The organism is Frigoribacterium sp. CFBP 13707 (assembly GCF_014842245.1).
In the GTDB taxonomy this organism is placed as follows: domain Bacteria; phylum Actinomycetota; class Actinomycetes; order Actinomycetales; family Microbacteriaceae; genus Frigoribacterium; species Frigoribacterium endophyticum.
The window spans coordinates 17,133-37,186 of sequence record NZ_JACYVL010000001.1; the positions used below are offsets into that span (position 1 = coordinate 17,133).

Consider the following 20,054-nt stretch of genomic DNA (forward strand, 5'->3'; position numbering starts at 1 on the left):
CGGTCAGTGCTGCTCGGGGTGGCCGAACTCGTCGACGGGGGCCTCGTGGTGCGCCTGCGTGGACGCCTTGCGCGGCGAGCGGTTGGCGACGTCGCGGTAGCTCCACACGACGTAGCCGAGGAACAGGAAGAACACGCCGAAGACCGCGGAGATGGCAGCGGGCGGCGCGATGAGCGGCGCCAGGTCTTCGTGGGCAGCGGCGAGGAGGGCGACGTCGAGCATGGGTTCTCCGTTCCGAGGGGTGATCCGGGCCAGTCTAGCCGCGCACCTGGCCAGTGCCGCGCACGAGCCACTTCGTGCTGGTCAGCTCGGGCAGCCCCATCGGCCCCCTCGCGTGCAGCTTCTGCGTCGAGATGCCCACCTCGGCGCCAAAGCCGAACTCGCCCCCGTCGGTGAACCGCGTCGACGCGTTGACCATGACGACGGCGCTGTCGACCTCGGCGAGGAACCTCTCCGCCGTCGCGTGGTCGGCCGTGACGATCGACTCGGTGTGCCGCGTCGACCAGCGCTCGATGTGCTCCATCGCCGCGTCGACGTCGGCGACGACGCGCACCGCGAGGTCGAGGCTCATGTACTCCGTCGCCCAGTCGTCGTCGGTGGCGGGCACCACGTCGGCGTCGACGGCGCGCACGCGCTCGTCGCCGTGGACGGTCACGCCGGAGGCGCGGAGGGCACCCAGCACGGCCGGCAGCAGGCGGTCGGCGGCCCGCTCGTGCACCAGGAGGGTCTCGAGGGCGTTGCAGACGCTCGGCCGCTGCACCTTGCTGTTCACGACCACGTCGACGGCGGTCGCCTCGTCGGCGCTCTCGTCGAGGAAGACGTGGACGACGCCCGCGCCCGTCTCGATCACCGGCACGGTCGACTCGCGGACGACGGTCTCGATGAAGGCGGCGCTCCCCCGCGGCACGAGCACGTCGACGAGGCCGCGCGCGCGCATCAGCTCGGCGGCGCCCTCGCGGCCGTGCTGGTCGATGGTCACGACGGCATCGGCGGGCAGGCCGGAGGCGATCAGCGCCTCCCTGATGACGGCCACCAGGGCCGTGTTCGACCGACGGGCCGCGCTGCCGCCGCGGAGCACGGCCGCGTTGCCGCTCTTGAGCGCGAGGGCGGCGATGTCGACCGTGACGTTGGGCCGCGCCTCGTAGATGGCGCCGACCACGCCGAACGGCACGCGCACCTGGTCGAGGCGCAGCCCGTTGGGCAGCACCCGGCCGCGCACGTTCTCGCCGACGGGGTCGACGAGGGCGGCGACGAGCCGGGTGGCGGCCGCGAGCCCCTCGAGGCGCGCGAGGTCAAGGCGCAGGCGGTCGCGCAGGCCCGGGGCGACCCCGTCGCGCTCGGCCTGCTCGAGGTCGAGCGCGTTGGCGGCGAGCACGCGGTCGGCCTGGGCCACGACCGCGTCGGCGATCGCGTGCAGCGCGGCGTCCTTGCGGTCGCTGGTGAGCTGCGCCAGCACGCGCGACGCCGCCCGCGCCGCGACCAGCGAGTCGTGCACCGACGGCGAGCCGGCCGCGGGCGCGGGGCCGGCGGCCGACGAGGAGGCAGGGTCGACGGGCGTGGGCACGAGGGTCGTCATGCCGAGATCTTAAGCCCGCGGGCAGCCCTCAGGAGGCGCGGGGCACGGCCTCGAAGAAGGTCCCGACCGCGGCCCCCGACAGCGCGAGCGCCACGTTCGCCGTCGACGTGACGAGCACCGGCGTGCCCGCCGCGGCGGCGTGGCGGGCCGCGGCCACCTTGGTGCCGGCGCCGCCCGTGCCGACCCCGGCCGCGCCCGCGTCGCCGAACGTGACGCCGGCGAGGTCGTCGCCGACCGGGACGTCGACGAGCGCGACCGCGCCGGGCTCGTGCGGCGGCCGGGTGTAGAGAGCGTCCACGTCGCTGAGCAGCACGAGGGCGTCGGCGCCGATCAGCTCGGCGACCAGGGCGGCGAGCCTGTCGTTGTCGCCGAAGCGGATCTCGTGGGTCGCGACGGTGTCGTTCTCGTTGACGATCGGCAGGATCCGCAGCTCGAGCAGGCGGTCCATCGCGCGCTGGGCGTTGCTGCGCGGCGTCGGGTCGCGCATGTCGCCCGCCGTGAGCAGCACCTGCCCGGCGACGATGCCGTGCCGGCGGAGGCTCTGCTGGTAGCGGTAGATCAGGACGTTCTGGCCGACCGCCGCCGCCGCCTGCTGGGTCGCGAGGTCGGTCGGGCGGGAGTCGAGCCGCAGGTGCGGCAGCCCGGTCGCGATGGCGCCCGAGGAGACGAGCACGACCTCGGCGCCGCGCGCGTAGGCGTCGGCGAGCGCGTCGACCAGGGGCTCGATCTGGCCGACGTTCTCGCCGCTGATCGACGACGAGCCGACCTTGACCACGATGCGGCGGGCCCGGGCGATGCCGGCACGGTCGACCACGGGGGCGCCGTCGGGGCGCGCCGGGGTCACGAGGGGGCCCTCGGTGCTCATTCCCGCTCGTCGCCCTCCGTGACGAGGAAGCCCTCGTCGTCGGTCCAGAGGCCGGCCGCGCGCTCGCGCTGGAGCTCGGCCCGCGCCTCCGCCTTCGCGTCCATGCGCTCGAAGTAGTCCTCGCGGCGTTGGTTGCGGGTGGGGCGGTCGTTCTTGATCAGGCGCGGGTCGGTGCCGCGGGCCGAGGTCATCAGCTCGGCGGTCGAGGTGAGCGTGGGCTCCCAGTCGAAGACGATGCCGCCCTCGGGGCCGATCAGGACGGTCGAGCCGGCCTGCGCGCCCGCCTTGAACAGGGCGTCCTCGATGCCGATCGCGTTGAGGCGGTCGGCGAGGTAGCCCACGGCCTCCTCGTTGTTGAAGTCGGTCTGCACCACCCAGCGCTCGGGCTTCTGGCCGAGGATGCGGTACACGTTGCCGTACGTGCCGCCCTCGACCCTGATGACGAACGGCTTCTCGTTGACGGCGCGGGGGCGCATGACGAGGCGGGGAGGCGCGGGTCGGCTGGCGATCTCGGCGCGGCTGGCCTCGACGACCTCGGCCAGGGCGAACGAGAGGTTGCGGAGGCCCTCGTGGCTGACGGCCGAGATCTCGAAGACGCGGTAGCCGCGGGCCTCGAGCTCGGGCGTGACGAAGTCGGCGAGCTCGCGGCCGTCGGGCACGTCGACCTTGTTGAGGGCGATCATCTGCGGGCGCTCGAGCAGCGGCAGCTGCCCCTCGGGCACCGGGTAGGCCTCGAGCTCGCGGAGGATGACGTCGAGGTCGGTCAGCGGGTCGCGGCCGGGCTCGAGCGTGGCGCAGTCGAGCACGTGCAGCAGGGCCGAGCAGCGCTCGACGTGGCGGAGGAACTCGAGCCCGAGGCCCTTGCCCTCGCTGGCGCCCTCGATCAGGCCGGGCACGTCGGCGACCGTGTAGCGGGTGTCGCCCGACTCGACGACGCCGAGGTTCGGGTGGAGGGTGGTGAAGGGGTAGTCGGCGATCTTCGGCTTGGCCGCGGAGAGCGCGGCGACGAGGCTCGACTTGCCGGCCGACGGGTAGCCGACGAGCGCGACGTCGGCGACGACCTTCAGCTCGAGCAGGACGTCGCCCTGCCAGCCCGGGGTGCCGAGCAGCGCGAAGCCGGGGGCCTTGCGCTTCGTCGACGACAGGGCCGCGTTGCCCAGGCCGCCGATGCCGGCCTCGGCCACGACGTAGCGCGTGCCGTGCTCGGTCATGTCGATCAGCTCGGTGCCGTCGGTCGACTTCACGACGGTGCCGAGCGGCACGGCGAGCTCGAGCTCGGTGCCCTGGGTGCCGCTGCGGTGGTCGCCCATGCCCGGGCCGCCGTTCTCGCTGGAGCGGTGGGGGGCGCGGTGGAACCCGAGCAGCGTGGTGACGCCGGCGTCGGCGACGAGCACGATGTCGCCGCCGTTGCCGCCGTTGCCGCCGTCGGGGCCGGCGAGGGGCTTGAACTTCTCGCGCTTGACGGAGACGCAGCCGTTGCCCCCGTTGCCTGCTCGGAGGTGGAGGGTCACGTGGTCGACGAAGGTGGCCATGGGTGTTCAGTCTCTTCTGGATCTGTGTGCCGGGGAAAGGTGCCCCGGGTCGAGCACGAGGGAGCGGGCTGTGCCCGCCGCTCGGTCGCGTCGCCGGACCGTCTGGACGGGCGACGCTGGTGCGGTGCGAGAGGACGTCGTGGGGCGGACGAGATCACGCCCGGGGATGCCGACACGACCGTGGGCCTGCGCGCACCGGCCCTCCACGATACAGGTGGCCCTCGGCGGGCGTCAACGCGCGGGTAGCATCGGCGGCGTGACCATCCTGATCGACGAGGCCATCTGGCCCGCCCACGACACCCTCTGGGCGCACCTGGTCAGCGACGAGTCGTACGCCGAGCTGCACGCCTTCGCGGCGGCCCACGACGTGCCCCGCCGGGGCTTCGACCACGACCACTACGACGTGCCCGAGTCACGCCTCGCCGACCTCGTCGCGGCCGGCGCCGTGCCCGTCTCGGGCCTCGAGCTCGCCCGCCGCCTCGAGCGCAGCGGCCTGCGCGTCTCGCAGCGGGTCAAGCGCGGGCTGCCGGCCCGCCCGCGCCCTTAGCGCCGCGGGGCACGGCGGTGCCGGGTCGACCGCCGCCCGGGTCGACCGCCGCCCGGGCGTCCGCCGGCCCCTCACCAGGAGGCGGCGTGGCCGAGGAAGCTCGCCACGACGGCGCCCGAGGCGAGGTCGACGACGGTGGTCGTCACCTCGGCCGGCGTCGGGTCGATCGTGTAGGTGTAATCGGTCGGGCTCGTGGCCGTGGCGGTCTCGACCGCGAGGAACTGCCCGTTCGGCGACACGGAGAAGCCCTCGATCTCGCTGGAGCCGCTCGGCGGGCGGAAGACGACCCGCGCCTCCTGCTCGTCGTCCAGCACGATGAGGCTGCTGAAGCTCGTGCCGCCGTCGGTCGGCAGCGCCACCTGCTGCACGTACTCCGTCGCGCCGACGGCGACGAGCTCGCCACGGAACGGCGTCTGCCCCTCCACCGCCGAGAACGGGATGGGGGTCTGCTCCCCCGTCGACAGGTCGACCCGGAAGGCCTGCAGCGCCGTCGCCGCGACGATGCCCCGCCCGTCGAGCGAGACCCCCTGCAGCGCGACGAAGGTGCCGAGGGGCCGGGGAGGCGCGGCGCCGCTGAGGTCGAAGAGGGTCACCTGCTCGTCGGTCGCCTGGGCCACCACGCTGTCGAGCCCGGGGACGAACTGCCAGTCGAGCACCGTGAGGGGCTCCCCCGCGATCGACGTCACGGGGGCGACGGCCCGCTGGCCCTGGAGCGGCAGCGTGTAGAGGGTCTCCTGCTCGGAGCCCTCGGGCTGCCACGAGAACGCCAGCGTGGTGGTCGCCCGGTCGGCGCCGAGCTGCGTGACGAGACCGGGCCCGTCGGGCAGGGGCAGGGTCTCGGCGGCGACCCCGTCGAGCGAGACGAGGCTGAGGGTCGACTGCTCGCCGTCGTCGGTGAGCACGGCGACCGCGCTGTCGAAGACCTCGTACGCCTGGATCCGCGGCGCGCTCCAGACCGTGCGCCGCTCGGCCCCGCCCTTCAGGTCGGCCTGCTCAAGGGAGTCCTCCGCACCGTCACGACCGTGCACGATGCGCCAGGTGACGGCCTGCTCGGTGCTGAACCGCGCCTCCAGGTCGGAGGTCTGCCGCTGGTAGATGCTCGACACCCCCGACACGCTCACCCGGTAGTCGGTGTCGTAGCGCAGCCGGTCGGTGAACTGCACCGAGACCACGTCGCCCGAGGTCTGCACGGTGAAGGGCGCCGCCGGGCTGACCACGACCTGGTCAGGGTCGACGTGCGCCAGGGCCTGGTTCGAGAACAGCCGCAGCTGCTGGCCCGACCGCTCGACGACGGCGCTCGCGTCGACCTGCACGTCGGTGAGCTTCGGCCCCTGCAGGTGGGTGAGCACGCCGAAGAGCCCGCAGACGACGGCGAGCACGGCCACGACCGCGACGAAGCGGCGACGCTGACGGAGGCGCAGGTCGGCCTCGTCGAGCGGGTCGCCGTCGCGCCCGCCCTCCGCCGACCACCGGTCAGTAGAGGTACGGGTCACTCGGCTGGCCGACCTTCTCGAGGCTGTCGGGGACGAGCGCGACCGGATCGGTCGACGCGCTGCTCTGGTTGGCCCGGAAGCCGCCGGAGACGTCGACCCACTCGTCGGGCTGGAGCTGGCTCTGCCAGTCGTCGAGCTGCACGGGCACGCCGACGGGCTGGGCGTCGACGGCGCAGCAGGTCACGACGAAGCGCGAGACGTAGAAGGTGTCGGGGTCATCGCCGGCCGGCACCACGAAGCCGACGACGTCGGCGGTCTTGCCCTCGAAGAACGCGAGGTCGCTGGTCTGGCGCAGCAGCCCGGCCCAGTCGAGCACGCTGAACGACTTGTACGCGTCGGCGTCGCCCGCCTCGGCGTCGGCCACCGTGGTGCCGTTGAGGGAGGCCGTGGACGAGTTGACGTCGCGCTGCCCGGCCGTCGCGCTGGTCAACGTGGCGGGCGGGAGGACGACGAGGGCGACGGCGATGCCGACCGTGACGAGGGCGCCGACCGAGACGGCGGCCCCGCGGAGGCCGGCCCGGCCCCGTCGGCGACGACGCGGCCTGCGGGAGCCGGCGGGCGCCTCCCCGGCGGCCTCGTGCTCGTGGTCGTGGTCGTCGCGGGCCGGCACGAGGGCGAGCACGCCGAGCGAGAGCACCATGCCGATCGCGATCATGATCACCGTGAACACGACGTAGCGCGGGTGGATGTAGAGGATGAGCTGACCGGTCGCGGCGAGCCAGAGGGTCGAGACACCCACGACGAGCGTGAGCAGCACCCCCTGCCACCGATCTGCGAGCGTGCTAAGCAAAGAAGTTCACCACCAGTCCGATCGCGGCGCTGGTCAGCGCCACCACGAGGGTCAGCTGCGCGAGCACCTTCGGCCGGTACGTCGTGCGCAGCAGGGCGAGCATCTTGACGTCGATGATCGGCCCGAAGACGAGGAAGGCGGCGATGCCGCCGGGCATGAAGGTCGTCGCGAACGGCAGCACGAAGAACGCGTCGACGTTCGAGCAGAGCGAGATGACGAACGCGAGCACCATCATCGCGAGCACCGACCAGACCGGGTTGCTGCCGAGCGTCACGAGCACCGAGCGCGGCACGGCCGTCTGGATGCCGCCGGCGATCGCGGCGCCGATGAACAGCGCGGGCATCATGGTCGACATCTCGCGGCGGAACAGCTCGACGCTCTCGCGGACGCGCCCGCCGCCGTGGGCGTGGTCGGTCGGCAGCGCGCACTCCGCGGCGAACGACTTCGTCAGCAGGCTCTCGGGGTCGGGGTGGCGGCTGTAGAGCCAGCCGATCAGGTTCGCGATCAGGAACCCGCCGAGGAGGCGCGCGACCAGGATCCCGTCGCTCCAGCCGAACGCCTGGTGCGTCGTGATGATCGTGATCGGGTTGAGGATCGGCGCGGCGAGGAGGAACGTCATCGACTCGGAGACCGTGAAGCCCTTGAGCACCAGGCCGCGGGCCAGCGGCACGTTGCCGCACTCGCAGACCGGCAGGAACATGCCGAGGAAGGAGATGACCGCGCGGCGCAGCAGCGGCTGGCGCGGCAGCCACGACGTGAAGAAGGCCTGCGGCAGCCACACCTGCACGATGATCGACAGCACGATGCCGAGGAGCACGAAGGGCATCGACTCGACGATGACGCTGATCGTCAGGGTGACGAAGTCCTGGGCCACGTCGGGCAGCAGGCCGGGGCCGAGGGCGGGCGACGCCAGGCGCACCACGAGCAGCAGGAGCGCCACCGCGCCGCCGACGACGAGCAGGGGCGTGCGGGAGGCGCGGCGCGGGCCTCGCCCGGAGCCCCGACCGGGCGCGACGACGCCGTGGTCGTGGTGGTCGTGCGACGGGTCGCGGTGCAGCAGGGGCGCGCTCACCGCTCGCCCTCGCCGCGGTCGGCGGGCGGCGCGAAGCGCGACCAGTCGTCGCGCGCGGGGTCGGCGGCGCGACGGGAGCGTCGGGGGGCGTCGGGTGCGGGCGTCGCCTCGGGCTCGACGGCGGGCCGTGCGGGGGCGTCGTCGGCGTCGACGGGCGCGACGGCGGCCGGCCGGAAGGACGCGTGGTCGGCGGGGCCGGAGCGGGGCGCGCGCGACGGTCCGGACACCCGGGCCGGTGCACCGGTCGCGTCGGCGTCGGCGTCCGCCTCGGCCTCGGCGTCCGACGACGTCGGTGTGGGGGGCACGACGACGGCCTCGGGCCGGGCGTCGGCCTCGGGGTCGGCCCCTGCCGGGTCGTCGCCCTCGCGACGCGCCCAGAGCCAGGCCAGGACGGCGCCCACCACGAGCAGGGCCGTGTCGACGACTCCCGCCGCCAGCGGGATGGTCGTGACGTAGAGGACGAGGTTGGCCCAGGTGCCGCCGCTCTGCGAGAGCAGCACGCCCGGCACGACGCCGACGACGGCGAGGGCCAGGGTGCCCGCGGCGCCGGCCACGAGGGCCCGGCGCAGCACGGTGGCGAGGGGGGCGGCCGTCTCGAGCGGCCGCACCACCAGCAGCACGACGAAGGCCACGACGTAGAACGGGAACGGGTAGAAGACGAAGCTGCCGAGGAACTGGCCGACCGGCGTCGCCGCGAACCCGCTCGGGAAGGCGGTGACGCTGAACCCGACGGCGGCCCCGACCATGGCGAGCAGGCCCAGCGCGAAGCGGGCCAGGAGCACGACGCCGACGGCCGTGGCGGCGGCGACCAGACGGTCGCGCCCCGAGGTGCCGCGCAGCGAGACGACGGCAGCCCGGACGGTCGACCCTGGGGTCGGCTGTCCGGGCTGCGTCGAGGTCACGCAGTCACCCTAGACGAGTCAGAGTTCGTCGGAGCTGACGCCCACGCCCAGGATGAACGGACCCGCGTCGCCCTCGGTCGAGCGGCCCTCGGTCGACTCCGCGGCCGCGGGGGCGACCGGTGCGGAGGTCGTGCCCGAGCTCGAGGCACGGCGCGAGCGGCTGCGGCCCTGGCCGGGCTGCTTGGGCTCGGGCAGTGCCCCGAGGACGGAGTCGAGCAGCTGCTCGGCGTCGTCCCGGCTGATCTTGCGGGGCTCGCGACGGGTCGTGGTGACCGGGATGTCGAGGATCGCCACGCTGGCCTCGGGGGTCGTCACGGTGACGCGCGACCGGCGGGACTCCGTGCTGCGCTCCGCGCGGGCGGGCACCGCCTCGGCCGCGGCGGCGGGAGCCGTCGGGGCCTGGACGGGCTCGGCCACGGCCTGCTCCGCGGGGGCGGTCGTCGGCACCGTCACGACGGCGGCCTCGGCCGCCGGCGCGTCGGCCTGGTCGGCCTCGGCGCGGCCCTGGCCCGTCTCGATCGAGCTGTCGTCGGTCGACGAGCCCTCGGCCGAGTCGGCGTCACGGCCGCCGCGCGAGCGACGGCTCTTGCGGGCGCCACGGCCCCGGCGGGGCTCGTCGCCCTGCTGCTCGGTCGGCGCCTCGGCCGAGCCGCCGACCGACGCCGCGGCGGCGTCGATGGCCGCCTCGACGGCGGCGGCGGCCTCGACGGCGGAGTCGGTGCTCCGGTCGCCGTCCTCGGCGTGCGCGATCGTCGACGCTGCGATCCGCGACAGGGCGTTCTTGACGTCCTCGGTGATCGCGTGGGTGCCCGTGGTGGGGTGCGCGGCCGAGGCGGGCTGCTGGCCCCCGCGACCGGCGCCCGCGGCACCGGACTGGCCCGCGCCTCCGGACTTGGCGGCCGCGCCGCCGCGGCGACGCTGCTCCTGGCCCTGGCCGTTCTGGCCGCCCTGGCCGTTCTGGCCGTTCTGGCCGCGACGCGGCTGCTGCTCCTGCACACGGGCGGCGCTGCCGGCCTCGGCGAACGACTCGGCGAGCCCCAGGCCCAGCTTCTTGCGGGTCATCTGCACGAGGCCGAGCGAGGTGACCTCGGCGACCTGGTGCTTGGTGCGGTCGCGGCTGAGGCACTCGACGAGACGGCGCAGCACGAGGTCGCGGTTCGACTCGAGCACCATGTCGATGAAGTCGACGACAATGATGCCGCCGATGTCACGGAGGCGCAGCTGGCGGACGATCTCCTCCGCGGCCTCGAGGTTGTTCTTCGTGACGGTCTCCTCGAGGTTGCCGCCGGAGCCGACGAACTTGCCCGTGTTGACGTCGACGACCGTCATGGCCTCGGTGCGGTCGATGACGAGCGAGCCGCCCGAGGGCAGCCAGACCTTGCGGTCGAGGGCCTTCTCGATCTGCTCGTTGAGGCGGTACTCGTCGAACGCGTCGCGCTCGCCCTCGTAGCGCACGATGCGGTCGATGAGGTCGGGAGCGACGGCCGAGAGGTACGACTGAAGCGTCTCGTAGGCGTCCTCGCCGTCGACGACCATCTCGTGGAAGTCCTCGTTGAAGACGTCGCGCACGATCTTGATCAGCAGGTCGGGCTCGGAGTGCAGCTGGGCCGGGGCAGCACCCGTCTCGACCTTGGCGCTGATGTCGGCCCACTGGTTCGTCAGGCGCTTGATGTCGAGGGTCAGCTGCTCCTCCGTCGCGCCCTCGGCCGCGGTGCGGACGATGACCCCGGCGTTCTCGGGCAGCGCCTCCTTCAGGATCTTCTTCAGGCGCGCGCGCTCGGTGTCGGGCAGCTTGCGGCTGATGCCGTTCATCGAGCCGTTGGGCACGTAGACCAGGTAGCGGCCGGGCAGCGAGATCTGGCTCGTCAGGCGGGCGCCCTTGTGGCCGACCGGGTCTTTCGTGACCTGTACGAGGACGCGGTCGCCGGGCTTGAGGGCCAGCTCGATGCGACGGGGCTGGTTGCCGTTCGACAGGCTGTCCCAGTCGACCTCGCCGGAGTAGAGCACGGCGTTGCGGCCGCGCCCGATGTCGACGAAGGCGGCCTCCATGCTCGGCAGCACGTTCTGCACGCGGCCGAGGTAGACGTTGCCGATCAGCGAGACGTTCTGCGCCTTGGCGACGTAGTGCTCGGCGAGCGTGCCGTCCTCCATGACGCCGATCTCGATGCGGTCGCCCGACGAGCGGACGACCATCTTGCGGTCGACGCTCTCGCGGCGCGCGAGGAACTCGGCCTCGGTGATGACGGTGCGGCGGCGGCCGGCGTCACGGCCGTCGCGGCGGCGCTGCTTCTTCGCCTCGAGGCGGGTCGAGCCCTTGATGCGCTGCGGCTCGGTGATCAGCTCGACCTGGCGCTGCGGGCGCTCGCGCGGGCCGCGGTCGCCCTGGCGGGCCTCGGAGTCGCGCTCCTCGCGGTCCTGCGAGCGGCCGCGCGAGCGGCGGCGCGAGGCGGGGCGCTGGGGCTCGTCGTCCCAGCCGCCGTCGTCGTAGCCCTCGTCGTCGCGCTCGTCGAGGTCGTCGCGCTGGTCGCGGTGGTCGTCGCGGTCGTCACGGCGACGGCCGGGGCGGGCCGGGAGGGGCGTGATGACCGGGGCGTGGAAGATCAGGCTCGTCGTCGTCAGGTGCGCCGGGATGGGCGACGCGGACGGGTCGGCGGCCGGCTCCGAGCCGGTCGCGGGCGCCTCGGCGGCGGGCTCGCCGTCGGCGATGTCGGCCTCGACGGCCTCGACGTCGACCGCGGGGGCGACGTCGGACGCGACGACCCGACCAGCGTCGGGCGTGGCCTGGGCCGGGGCGGCGCTGTCGTCGGCGGGGGTGCTCGGGGCCTGGCCCGCGGAGTCGGTGTCGTGGGTCACGGTCTGTGCCTCCTGGGCGTCGTCGATGGGATCGGTCGGAGAAGAGGGGCGCTGTGCGCCGGTGGTGCGCGCCGCGGGCGGTGCCGCCTGGCGGGCGAGCAGGGCCCCGAACAGGCCCCGCTTCCTCTTCGGTCGACCGTCGGTCGTGTCGTCGTTGTTGTCCAGCACTGCTGGTGTGCTCCTCGCCCTGCCGAGGACGTGCCGTCGGCAGGTGGTCTCGTGTCGTGGCCGAGCGGTGCCGTGCACCTGCCCCCGGACCACCGTGCCCTCTCACGGCACGCCATGTCGGTCACGCGGCGTTCGGTCACGAGGTGAGCCGGACCGTCTCTGCGGTCGTCGCCACCCCGTGTCGTTCGTCGACGTGCGGTTCTTCGTTGCTGTCGGAACTGGCCATCCGACCTGGAGCGCCTGCGCCCCGTGCCCGGCTTCACCTGCACCCGCGCGACGCCCCTCGGGGCCGGTGCCACGCGGGCCAGCACGGCCCGGAAAGTCATGATCTCGGGGCTCTCACCCCTCGACTGGGTCGATTATCGCACGCATCGCAGCCGACCACGATCCGACGGGTGCGATGATCGGGGGGTGACGCTCACCGACACCGCCCCGAGCACGACGCCCGTCGGCCCCTCCGCGGGCCTGCCCCGGGGCCGCACCCCGGTGGTCGCCGCCGTGCTGCTGATCGTGGTCGGGCTCGTGGGGCTGCTGGGGTCGTTCGCCCTCACCGTCGACAAGTTCCGCCTGCTCGAGAACCCGACCGAGTCGCTCGGCTGCGACGTGAACCCGTTCGTCGGCTGCTCGCCCGTCATCAACAGCTGGCAGGCGTCGCTCTTCGGGTTCCCGAACCCGATCATCGGCCTGGTCGGCTTCGCGGCGCCGGTCGCCGTGGGGCTCGGCCTGCTCGCCGGCGCCCGCTTCGCCCGGTGGTTCTGGGTCGCGTTCGCCTCGGGCGTGTCGCTGGCCTGGGTCTTCATCACGTGGCTCTTCACCCAGACGGTCTTCGTCATCGGCGCCCTCTGCCCCTGGTGCATGCTCGTGTGGTCGGTCACCATCCCGCTCTTCTGGGTCTTCCTGACCTGGGGCACGGCGCGCGGGGTCCTCGTGCGGCCCGGCCGGCTGCAGCGGGCCGCGGCGGCCTTCCTGCCGTACTCGTGGGTGCTGCCCGTGCTCAACTACATCGTCGTCGCGACGGTCATCGTCGTGCAGTTCCCGCTGCTGCTGCCGACGCTCCTGGGCTGACCGCACCGCGCCTCCGCCACCTGCACCGCGCCTCCCCCGCGGCGTCCCGGTCCCAGGTTCTTCTTGGCCGGCGGCGCGACGCTGGCCGGGAGCGCCCGTCGGCGCCCCCGACCCAGCGAGGACCGATGACCCCACCAGCCGTGCCCGGAGACACCAAGCGTGAGCGCCGCGAGGCCGCCCGCGAGAAGGCCCGCGTCGCCCGCGAGGCCGCCGCGAAGCGCCGTCGTCGCAAGAAGTGGGCGCTGCAGGGCGGCCTCGTGCTCGGCGTGCTGGCCGTCGCCGCCGTCGTCGTGCTCGTCGTGACGCGGTCGATGGCCCCGGGCGGCCCCGGGCCGCTGAACATGGCGAGCGACGGCATCGTGCTCTCGGGCGACGGCACCACGGTCTCGGCGACGACGACCGACGCGGTGCCGGCCGACGGCGAGCCGACGGCCTCGGCGGCCGGCACGGCCGAGAAGCCGAGCATCGTCGTCTACCTCGACTACATGTGCCCGTACTGCGGCCAGTTCGACACGACCAACGCGGAGCAGCTGCAGACGTGGGTGAGCCAGGGGGCGGTCGACCTCGAGATCCACCCCCTGGGGTTCCTCGACAACGCCTCGCTCGGCACCAAGTACTCGACCCGCTCGGCGAACGCCCTGGCCTGCGTCGCGAACTACCAGCCCGACGCGGCTCTCGACGTCAACACGGCCCTCTTCGCGCAGCAGCCGGAGGAGAACACCAGCGGGCTGACGAACGACGAGCTGGTCAGCCTGGTCCAGGGAGCGGGCGCCGACGACGAACAGATCCCCGGGTGCGTCACGGGGGGCGAGTTCGACGACTGGGTGGCCTCGGCCACCGAGCGGGCGCTGAACGACCCGCTGCCGAACAGCGACCTCGAGAAGGTCACGGGCACCCCGACGGTGCTGGTCAACGGCCAGCAGTACCAGGGCTCGCTCACCGACCCGACGGTCTTCGCCCAGTTCGTCGCGGAGGTCGCGGGCGGAGCCCCCACCTCCGACACGAGCACCGGCACCGCCCCCGAGTCGTCCGCCACCCCCGCCCCCTAGGGCCGGCGCAGAACGCACCCCGGGGTCATGTCGCGACCCCGGGGCGCCCCTCGGCCGTCAGCCGCAGGGGCGGCGGCTGGCCCCCCGATGTCGGCGAAGGCGGCTGCGAAGCCGGCGCCTGGAGCGCCCCCCGGGGCCAGAACTCGACCCCGAGCGACAAACCCCAGCCAGTCAGCCGCAGGGGCGGCGGCTGGCCCCCCGATGTCGGCGAAGGCGGCTGCGAAGCCGGCGCCTGGAGCGTCCCCCGGGGCCAGAACTCGACCCCGAGCGACAAGCCCCAGCCAGTCAGCCGCAGGGGCGGCGGCTGGCCAGAAGACTCAGAACCAGAGCGAGAGCTCGCGCGCGGCGGACTCGGGGCTGTCGCTGCCGTGGACGAGGTTCTGCTGCACCTTGAGGCCCCAGTCGCGGCCGAGGTCGCCGCGGATGGTGCCGGGGGCGGCGGTGGTCGGGTCGGTGGTGCCGGCCAGCGAGCGGAAGCCCGCGACGACGCCGTTGCCGGCGATGCGGAGGGCGACGGTGGGGCCGCTCTCCATGAACTCGACGAGCGGCTCGTAGAACGGCTTGCCCACGTGCTCCTCGTAGTGCTTCGACAGGAGGTCGCGGTCGGCCTGCAGCATGCGCAGGTCGACGAGCTCGTAGCCCTTGGCCTCGATGCGGCGCAGGATCTCGCCGGTGAGGCCGCGGGCGACGCCGTCGGGCTTGACGAGGACGAGGGTCTCTTGGAGGTCGGTCACTGTGGTGCTCCTTCTGGTGTGGTGGCGGGAGGGTCGGTGTGGTCGGGTCGGCCGGGCCGGCTCACGCCGCGTCGCCGGGCCCACCGTAGCGGGCGGCGTTGAGGCGGTCGAGCTGGGTGCCCTTGATCAGGCAGTAGGTCCAGATGGCGACGAAGAGAGCCGCGACGACGTACATGACGGGGTCGAGCAGCCCGCAGGCCACGAGGCCCGCCTGCACGACCCAGCCGAGCGCGATGCCCCAGGGCCAGCGCGTCGTGCGCGAGACGAGCATGACGACGACGATGGCGGCGAACCCGCCGCCGAAGGCCACGGCCGTCGGCAGCAGGTCGCGGCCGTTGACGACGAGCATCACGAAGAACAGCGACAGCGCCTCGAGCACGAGCACGATCGAGAGCAGGCTCTCGGCCGCGCCGCGTCGGCGCCCGGGGCGTCGACCGCCCGGGCGGGTGCCCGCCGGGGGGCCCTCGGGAGGCGGCGCCGCGGTCACGAGAGACCGCCCGGGGCCTGCGCCAGCGCGAGCACGTCGCCGACCAGCGTGATCGACCCGGTGACGACGACGCCGCCGGGCTCGTCGCCCTCGGTCTCCTCCGCGAGGTCGCGGGCGGTGCGGAGCGCGGCGACGAGGTCGGTCTCGACCACGACCCGGTCGGCGCCGACGACGCCCACCGCGATCGCGGCGAGGTCGTCGGCGTCGACGGCCCGCTCGGAGTCGCTGCTCGTCACGACGAACTGCTGCACCGTGCCGGAGAGCGCCCGGACGATGCCCGCGGCGTCCTTGTCGGCGAGCACCCCGAGCACGGCCACGACGCGACCGAACTGGAAGTAGTCGTCGAGCGCCTTCGCGAGCGCCCGTGCCCCGTGGGGGTTGTGGGCCGCGTCGACGAGGATGGTCGGCTCGTTCGCCACGATCTGGAGGCGTCCGGGCGACGTCACCGCGGCCAGCCCCTCGGCCAGCACGTCGTGGTCGAGCGCCTGCGAGCCGCTGCCGAGGAACGACTCGACGGCGGCGATCGCGACCGCCGCGTTCTGCGCCTGGTGGTCGCCGAACAGGGGCAGCAGGAGGTCGTCGTAGCGGCCGGCGAGGCCGCGGACGGTGATCAGCTGCCCGCCGACCGCGACCGTGGTCGACTCGACGCCGAACGCGGTGCCCTCGACCGCGAGCGTGGACTCGGTGAGGTCGGCCGCCCTCTGCAGCTCGGCCAGCGCCTCCGGCTGCTGGGAGGCGCTGACGACCGAGGCCGACGGCTTGACGATGCCGGCCTTCGTGCGGGCGATCGCGTCGACCGTCGAGCCGAGCCGCTGGGTGTGGTCGAGGGCGATCGGCGTGAAGACGGCGACCTGGCCGTCGGCGACGTTCGTGCTGTCCCACTCGCCGCCCATGCCGACCTCGAGCACGACGACGTCGGCGGGGGCGTCGGCGAAGCAGGCGAAGGCCAGCACGGTGAGCGCCTCGAAGAAGGTCAGGGGCTGCTCCCCCGCCGCCGTGAGCTCGCCGTCGGTCATCTGGAGGTAGGGCTGGATGTCGTCCCAGTTCGCCACGAGCAGCTCGTCGCTGATCGGCTCGCCGTCGACGACGATGCGCTCGTTGACGCGGGTGAGGTGCGGGCTCGTCATGAGGCCGGTGCGCAGGCCGTACGACCGCAGCACGCTCTCGATCATCCGGCTCGTCGAGGTCTTGCCGTTCGTGCCCGTCACGTGGATCACCGGGTACGCGCGCTGCGGGTCGCCCAGCAGCTCGGCGGCTCGACGCGTCGCCCCGAGCCGCGGCTGCGGGGCCTGCTCGCCGACGCGCGCGAGCAGCTCGTCGTAGACGCGGCGGGCGCCCTCGGCGAACTCTCCGCCGTCGGCCGCGCCCCCGCCCGTGCCCTCGGCGCCGCTCTTCTTCTTCTTCGGGCTCATGCTCGTCGGACCTCCACCGTCACGGCCGCGCCGGAACCGACGGCGACCCTCTCGTCGCGCGTCGCGACGTCGTCCTGCACGTCGACGACCAGCTCGGTCGTCAGGGTCTCGCCCGCGATGAGCGCGCGGTGCGCCTCGATCGCGGCGGCCGAGCCGGGCTCGACGACGAGGGTCGTGACGACCCGGTCGCCGACGTCGAGGCCGGCCGCCTTGCGGGCCTGCTGCACGGCCCGGACGACGTCGCGCGCGAGGCCCTCGGCCTCGAGCTCGGGCGTGGTCGCGGTGTCGAGCAGCACGAAGCCGCCGTCGCCGACGAACGCGATCGCCGCCGACGGGTCGGCGACGGCCAGCTCGAGCGTGAACTCGCCGGGCAGCAGCTCGACGCCGCCCACCACGACCGTCTCGCCCCGCGCCTCCCAGTCGCCCTTCTTCGCGGCGGGGATGACCTGCTGCACCTGCTTGCCGATGCGGGGGCCGGCCGCGCGGGCGTTGACCGTCAGCTTGCGGGTGACGCCCCACTCGCCGAGGCTCTCCTCCGTCAGCGCGGTGAGGACGACGTCCTTGACGTTGAGCTCGTCGCGGAGGATGGCGCGGAACGGCTCGAGGCCCGCGGTGTCGGGCGCGACCACCGTGAGGCGCGCGAGCGGCAGGCGGACCCGCAGGCCGGTCGCCTTGCGCAGCGCGAGACCGGACGACGCGATGGCGCGCACGGCGTCCATCGCGTCGACGAGCGCGTCGTCGGCCGGGAAGGCGGAGGCGTCGGGCCAGTCGGCGAGGTGCACGCTGCGGCCGCCGGTGAGGCCCTTCCAGATCTCCTCCGTGACGAGCGGGGCGAGGGGCGCCGCGACGCGGGTCAGCGTCTCGAGCACCGTGTACAGGGTGTCGAAGGCGTCGTGGTCGGTGCCGGCCCAGAAGCGGTCGCGCGACCGGCGGACGTACCAGTTCGTCAGCACGTCGGCGAAGTCGCGGAGGGCCGCGGCCGCCAGGGGCGAGTCGAGCGCGTCGAGGTGGCCCTCGACCTCGGTGACGAGGCGGCGGGTCTTCGCGAGCAGGTAGCGGTCGAGCACGTCGGTCGAGTCGGTGCGCCACTGCGCGACGTAGCCGTCCGCGACGTGCCGACCCGCGCCTCCCGACCCGTCGGCCTCGGCCGCGTTCGCGTAGAGGGTGAAGAAGTAGTACGTGCTCCAGAGCGGCAGCAGGAACTGCCGGACGCCCTCGCGGATGCCCTCCTCGGTGACGACGAGGTTGCCGCCGCGGATCACCGAGCTCGACATCAGGAACCAGCGCATCGCGTCGGCCCCGTCACGGTCGAAGACCTCGCTCACGTCGGGGTAGTTGCGGAGGCTCTTCGACATCTTCTGCCCGTCGGAGCCGAGCACGATGCCGTGGCTGATGACGTTCGAGAACGCCGGGCGGTCGAACAGCGCGGTCGAGAGCGCGTGCATGACGTAGAACCAGCCGCGCGTCTGCCCGATGTACTCGACGATGAAGTCGGCGGGCGCGTGCGTCTCGAACCAGTCGCGGTTCTCGAACGGGAAGTGCACCTGCGCGAAGGGCATCGAGCCCGAGTCGAACCAGACGTCGAAGACGTCCTCGATGCGGCGCATCGTGCTCTGCCCGGTCGGGTCGTCGGGGTTCGGCCGCGTGAGGTCGTCGATGTACGGGCGGTGCAGGTCGGGCTCGCCCTGCTCGTTGAGCGGCAGGCGCCCGAAGTCGGCCTCGAGCTCGGCGAGCGAGCCGTAGACGTCCGTCCGCGGGTAGGCGGGGTCGTCGCTGCGCCACACGGGGATGGGCGAGCCCCAGTAGCGGTTGCGCGAGATCGACCAGTCGCGGGCGCCGGCGACCCACTTGCCGAACTGCCCCTCCTTGACGTTCTCGGGCACCCAGGTGATCTCCTGGTTGAGCTCGCCCATGCGGTCGCGGAACTCCGTGACGCGGACGAACCAGCTGGAGACGGCCTTGTAGATGAGCGGGTTGCGGCAGCGCCAGCAGTGCGGGTAGCTGTGCTCGTAGCTCGCCAGGCGCACCAGGCGCCCGTCGGCGCGCAGGCGCTGCACCAGCGCCTTGTTGGCCTCGAACACCTGGAGGCCGGCGACGCCCAGCTCGTCGAACATCGGCAGGAAACGCCCGGCCTCGTCGACGGACACGATCACGGGGATGCCCGCGGCGGCGCAGACCAGCTGGTCGTCCTCGCCGTAGGCGGGGGCCTGGTGCACGATGCCGGTGCCCTCGCCGGTGGCGACGTAGTCGGCGACGAGGAGGCGCCAGGCGTTCTCGGTGCCCCAGGTCTCGGTGTCGGCGTAGACGTCCCAGATGCGGTCGTACTCGACGTCCGCGAGCTCGGCGCCGGCGAAGTGCGCCGTGACGGCGGCCTCCGCCGCCTCGGCGGACTCGTAGCCGAGGTCGCGGGCGTAGGCGGCGAGGGTGTCGGCGGCGAGCAGGAAGACGCTGCCGGTCAGCAGCTCCTGGTCGCCGGTGCGCTCGCCCGGCAGCAGGGCGTGGGGCACGGTCACGTAGTCGATGGCCGGCCCCACGGCGAGCGCCATGTTCGTGGGCAGGGTCCAGGGCGTGGTCGTCCAGGCGAGGGCCTCGACGCCGGTGAGGCCGAGCGACTCGGCCTTGGCGCCGACGAGCGGGAAGGCGACCGTGACGGTCTGGTCCTGGCGCATCTTGTAGACGTCGTCGTCCATGCGCAGCTCGTGGTTCGACAGGGGGGTCTGGTCGTGCCAGCAGTAGGGCAGCACGCGGAAGCCCTCGTAGGCGAGCGACTTGTCGTGCAGCTGCTTGAACGCCCAGAGCACGCTCTCCATGTAGCTGACGTCGAGGGTCTTGTAGTCGTCCTCGAAGTCGACCCAGCGCGCCTGGCGCGTGACGTACTGCTGCCACTCGTCGGTGTAGCGCAGGACCGAGCCACGGGCCGCGGCGTTGAACTCGCCGATGCCCATCTCGTCGATCTGGTGCTTCTCGGTGATGCCGAGCTGGCGCATCGCCTCGAGCTCGGCGGGCAGCCCGTGGGTGTCCCAGCCGAAGCGGCGGTGCACCTGCTTGCCGCGCATCGTCTGGTACCGCGGGAAGACGTCCTTCGCGTAGCCCGTCAGCAGGTGGCCGTAGTGCGGCAGGCCGTTGGCGAACGGCGGGCCGTCGTAGAAGACCCACTCGTCGCGGCCCTCCCGGGCACGGATCGACTCGCGGAAGGTGTCGTCGCCCTTCCAGAAGGCGAGGACGCCCTGCTCGACGTCGGGGAACCGGGGTGACGCGGGTACCGGCTGGTAGGCCATGGGAACTCCAGGTGGTGCGGATGTCCGTCCACGGGGACGACCGCCGAGGGGCCTCGGAGGTCGCGGTACCACCCCGCTTGCCGGCCCTCACGGGCCGACCACTCGCTCTGCGGCTGTGACGGGCCTGCCCCGCTCGGTTCTACCGGCGGCTGCCGGCCCCGAGGGGCAGGTCTCCGCGTTCTTCCGAGTGCTCCCCGGTGATGGCCGGATCGATGCACGTCACATCGTACG

General features: G+C 73.5%; 16 protein-coding genes. 3 read left to right on the top strand and 13 right to left on the bottom strand.

Translation table 11 applies throughout. The annotated features are described in order from the left end of the window. Positions 1–3: 3 nt before the first annotated feature. The 4 genes from IFT45_RS00085 to obgE are packed head-to-tail and all read right to left on the bottom strand — an operon-like array spanning position 4 to position 3,973. Positions 4–222 (bottom strand): hypothetical protein, encoded by a 219-nt coding sequence (locus tag IFT45_RS00085; protein WP_056056426.1) that lies wholly within the window; start codon positions 220–222, stop codon positions 4–6. Between the two features lie 34 nt (positions 223–256). After that, complete coding sequence (locus IFT45_RS00090; RefSeq protein ID WP_192126088.1) at positions 257–1,576, bottom strand: glutamate-5-semialdehyde dehydrogenase; 1,320 nt, start codon at positions 1,574–1,576, stop codon at positions 257–259. A 28-nt stretch (positions 1,577–1,604) separates the two neighbouring features. Next, positions 1,605–2,441: a glutamate 5-kinase gene (gene proB / locus IFT45_RS00095; protein ID WP_185233116.1), complete on the bottom strand. Its 837-nt coding sequence runs from the start codon at positions 2,439–2,441 to the stop codon at positions 1,605–1,607. Then, positions 2,438–3,973, bottom strand: a complete 1,536-nt coding sequence (gene obgE / locus IFT45_RS00100; RefSeq protein WP_056056429.1) for a GTPase ObgE — start codon at positions 3,971–3,973, stop codon at positions 2,438–2,440. The genes proB and obgE overlap by 4 nt, the downstream gene beginning before the upstream one ends. A 256-nt stretch (positions 3,974–4,229) precedes the next feature. Here obgE and IFT45_RS00105 point away from each other — a divergent pair, with 256 nt between their 5' ends. Beyond that, complete coding sequence (locus IFT45_RS00105; RefSeq protein WP_056056430.1) at positions 4,230–4,520, top strand: DUF4031 domain-containing protein; 291 nt, start codon at positions 4,230–4,232, stop codon at positions 4,518–4,520. A 71-nt stretch (positions 4,521–4,591) separates the two neighbouring features. Here the strand turns inward: IFT45_RS00105 and IFT45_RS00110 are convergent, their stop codons facing one another. Genes IFT45_RS00110 through IFT45_RS00130 form a run of 5 tightly spaced genes read right to left on the bottom strand, consistent with a single transcriptional unit; the run spans position 4,592 to position 11,798 of the window. Continuing rightward, positions 4,592–6,013, bottom strand: coding sequence for a hypothetical protein (locus tag IFT45_RS00110; RefSeq protein ID WP_056056431.1), 1,422 nt, complete (start codon positions 6,011–6,013; stop codon positions 4,592–4,594). Further along, on the bottom strand, positions 5,994–6,770 hold the full coding sequence (locus IFT45_RS00115; protein ID WP_056056432.1) for a TIGR03943 family protein: 777 nt from the start codon (positions 6,768–6,770) through the stop codon (positions 5,994–5,996). Before IFT45_RS00115 ends, IFT45_RS00110 begins: the two co-directional genes overlap by 20 nt. Before the next feature lie 25 nt (positions 6,771–6,795). Continuing rightward, the gene (locus IFT45_RS00120) at positions 6,796–7,875 is read right to left on the bottom strand and encodes a permease (RefSeq protein WP_371810803.1); all 1,080 of its coding nucleotides are present in this window, start codon (positions 7,873–7,875) and stop codon (positions 6,796–6,798) included. Beyond that, the gene (locus tag IFT45_RS00125) at positions 7,872–8,777 is read right to left on the bottom strand and encodes a hypothetical protein (protein ID WP_192126090.1); all 906 of its coding nucleotides are present in this window, start codon (positions 8,775–8,777) and stop codon (positions 7,872–7,874) included. The genes IFT45_RS00120 and IFT45_RS00125 overlap by 4 nt, the downstream gene beginning before the upstream one ends. An 18-nt stretch (positions 8,778–8,795) precedes the next feature. Then, positions 8,796–11,798 (bottom strand): Rne/Rng family ribonuclease, encoded by a 3,003-nt coding sequence (locus IFT45_RS00130; RefSeq protein ID WP_371810804.1) that lies wholly within the window; start codon positions 11,796–11,798, stop codon positions 8,796–8,798. 411 nt (positions 11,799–12,209) lie between these two features. Between IFT45_RS00130 and IFT45_RS00135 the strand changes: the two genes are divergently transcribed. Together IFT45_RS00135 and IFT45_RS00140 are read left to right on the top strand one after the other, a co-directional pair. Then, positions 12,210–12,863, top strand: a complete 654-nt coding sequence (locus tag IFT45_RS00135) for a vitamin K epoxide reductase family protein (protein WP_235491242.1) — start codon at positions 12,210–12,212, stop codon at positions 12,861–12,863. A gap of 125 nt (positions 12,864–12,988) precedes the next feature. Next, positions 12,989–13,912, top strand: a complete 924-nt coding sequence (locus IFT45_RS00140; RefSeq protein ID WP_192126093.1) for a thioredoxin domain-containing protein — start codon at positions 12,989–12,991, stop codon at positions 13,910–13,912. A 317-nt stretch (positions 13,913–14,229) separates the two neighbouring features. Here the strand turns inward: IFT45_RS00140 and ndk are convergent, their stop codons facing one another. The 4 genes from ndk to ileS all read right to left on the bottom strand — a co-directional run bounded on the left by ndk (position 14,230) and on the right by ileS (position 19,823). Continuing rightward, a complete protein-coding gene (gene ndk, locus IFT45_RS00145; RefSeq protein ID WP_185233120.1) occupies positions 14,230–14,646 on the bottom strand; it encodes a nucleoside-diphosphate kinase in 417 nt (138 codons plus the stop codon). A gap of 61 nt (positions 14,647–14,707) precedes the next feature. Continuing rightward, positions 14,708–15,133: a DUF4233 domain-containing protein gene (locus IFT45_RS00150; protein ID WP_192126095.1), complete on the bottom strand. Its 426-nt coding sequence runs from the start codon at positions 15,131–15,133 to the stop codon at positions 14,708–14,710. Further along, a complete protein-coding gene (locus IFT45_RS00155) occupies positions 15,130–16,545 on the bottom strand; it encodes a folylpolyglutamate synthase/dihydrofolate synthase family protein (RefSeq protein WP_192126097.1) in 1,416 nt (471 codons plus the stop codon). Before IFT45_RS00155 ends, IFT45_RS00150 begins: the two co-directional genes overlap by 4 nt. Then, positions 16,542–19,823: an isoleucine--tRNA ligase gene (gene ileS, locus IFT45_RS00160; RefSeq protein ID WP_192126099.1), complete on the bottom strand. Its 3,282-nt coding sequence runs from the start codon at positions 19,821–19,823 to the stop codon at positions 16,542–16,544. Before ileS ends, IFT45_RS00155 begins: the two co-directional genes overlap by 4 nt. Between the last annotated feature and the right edge of the window lie 231 nt (positions 19,824–20,054).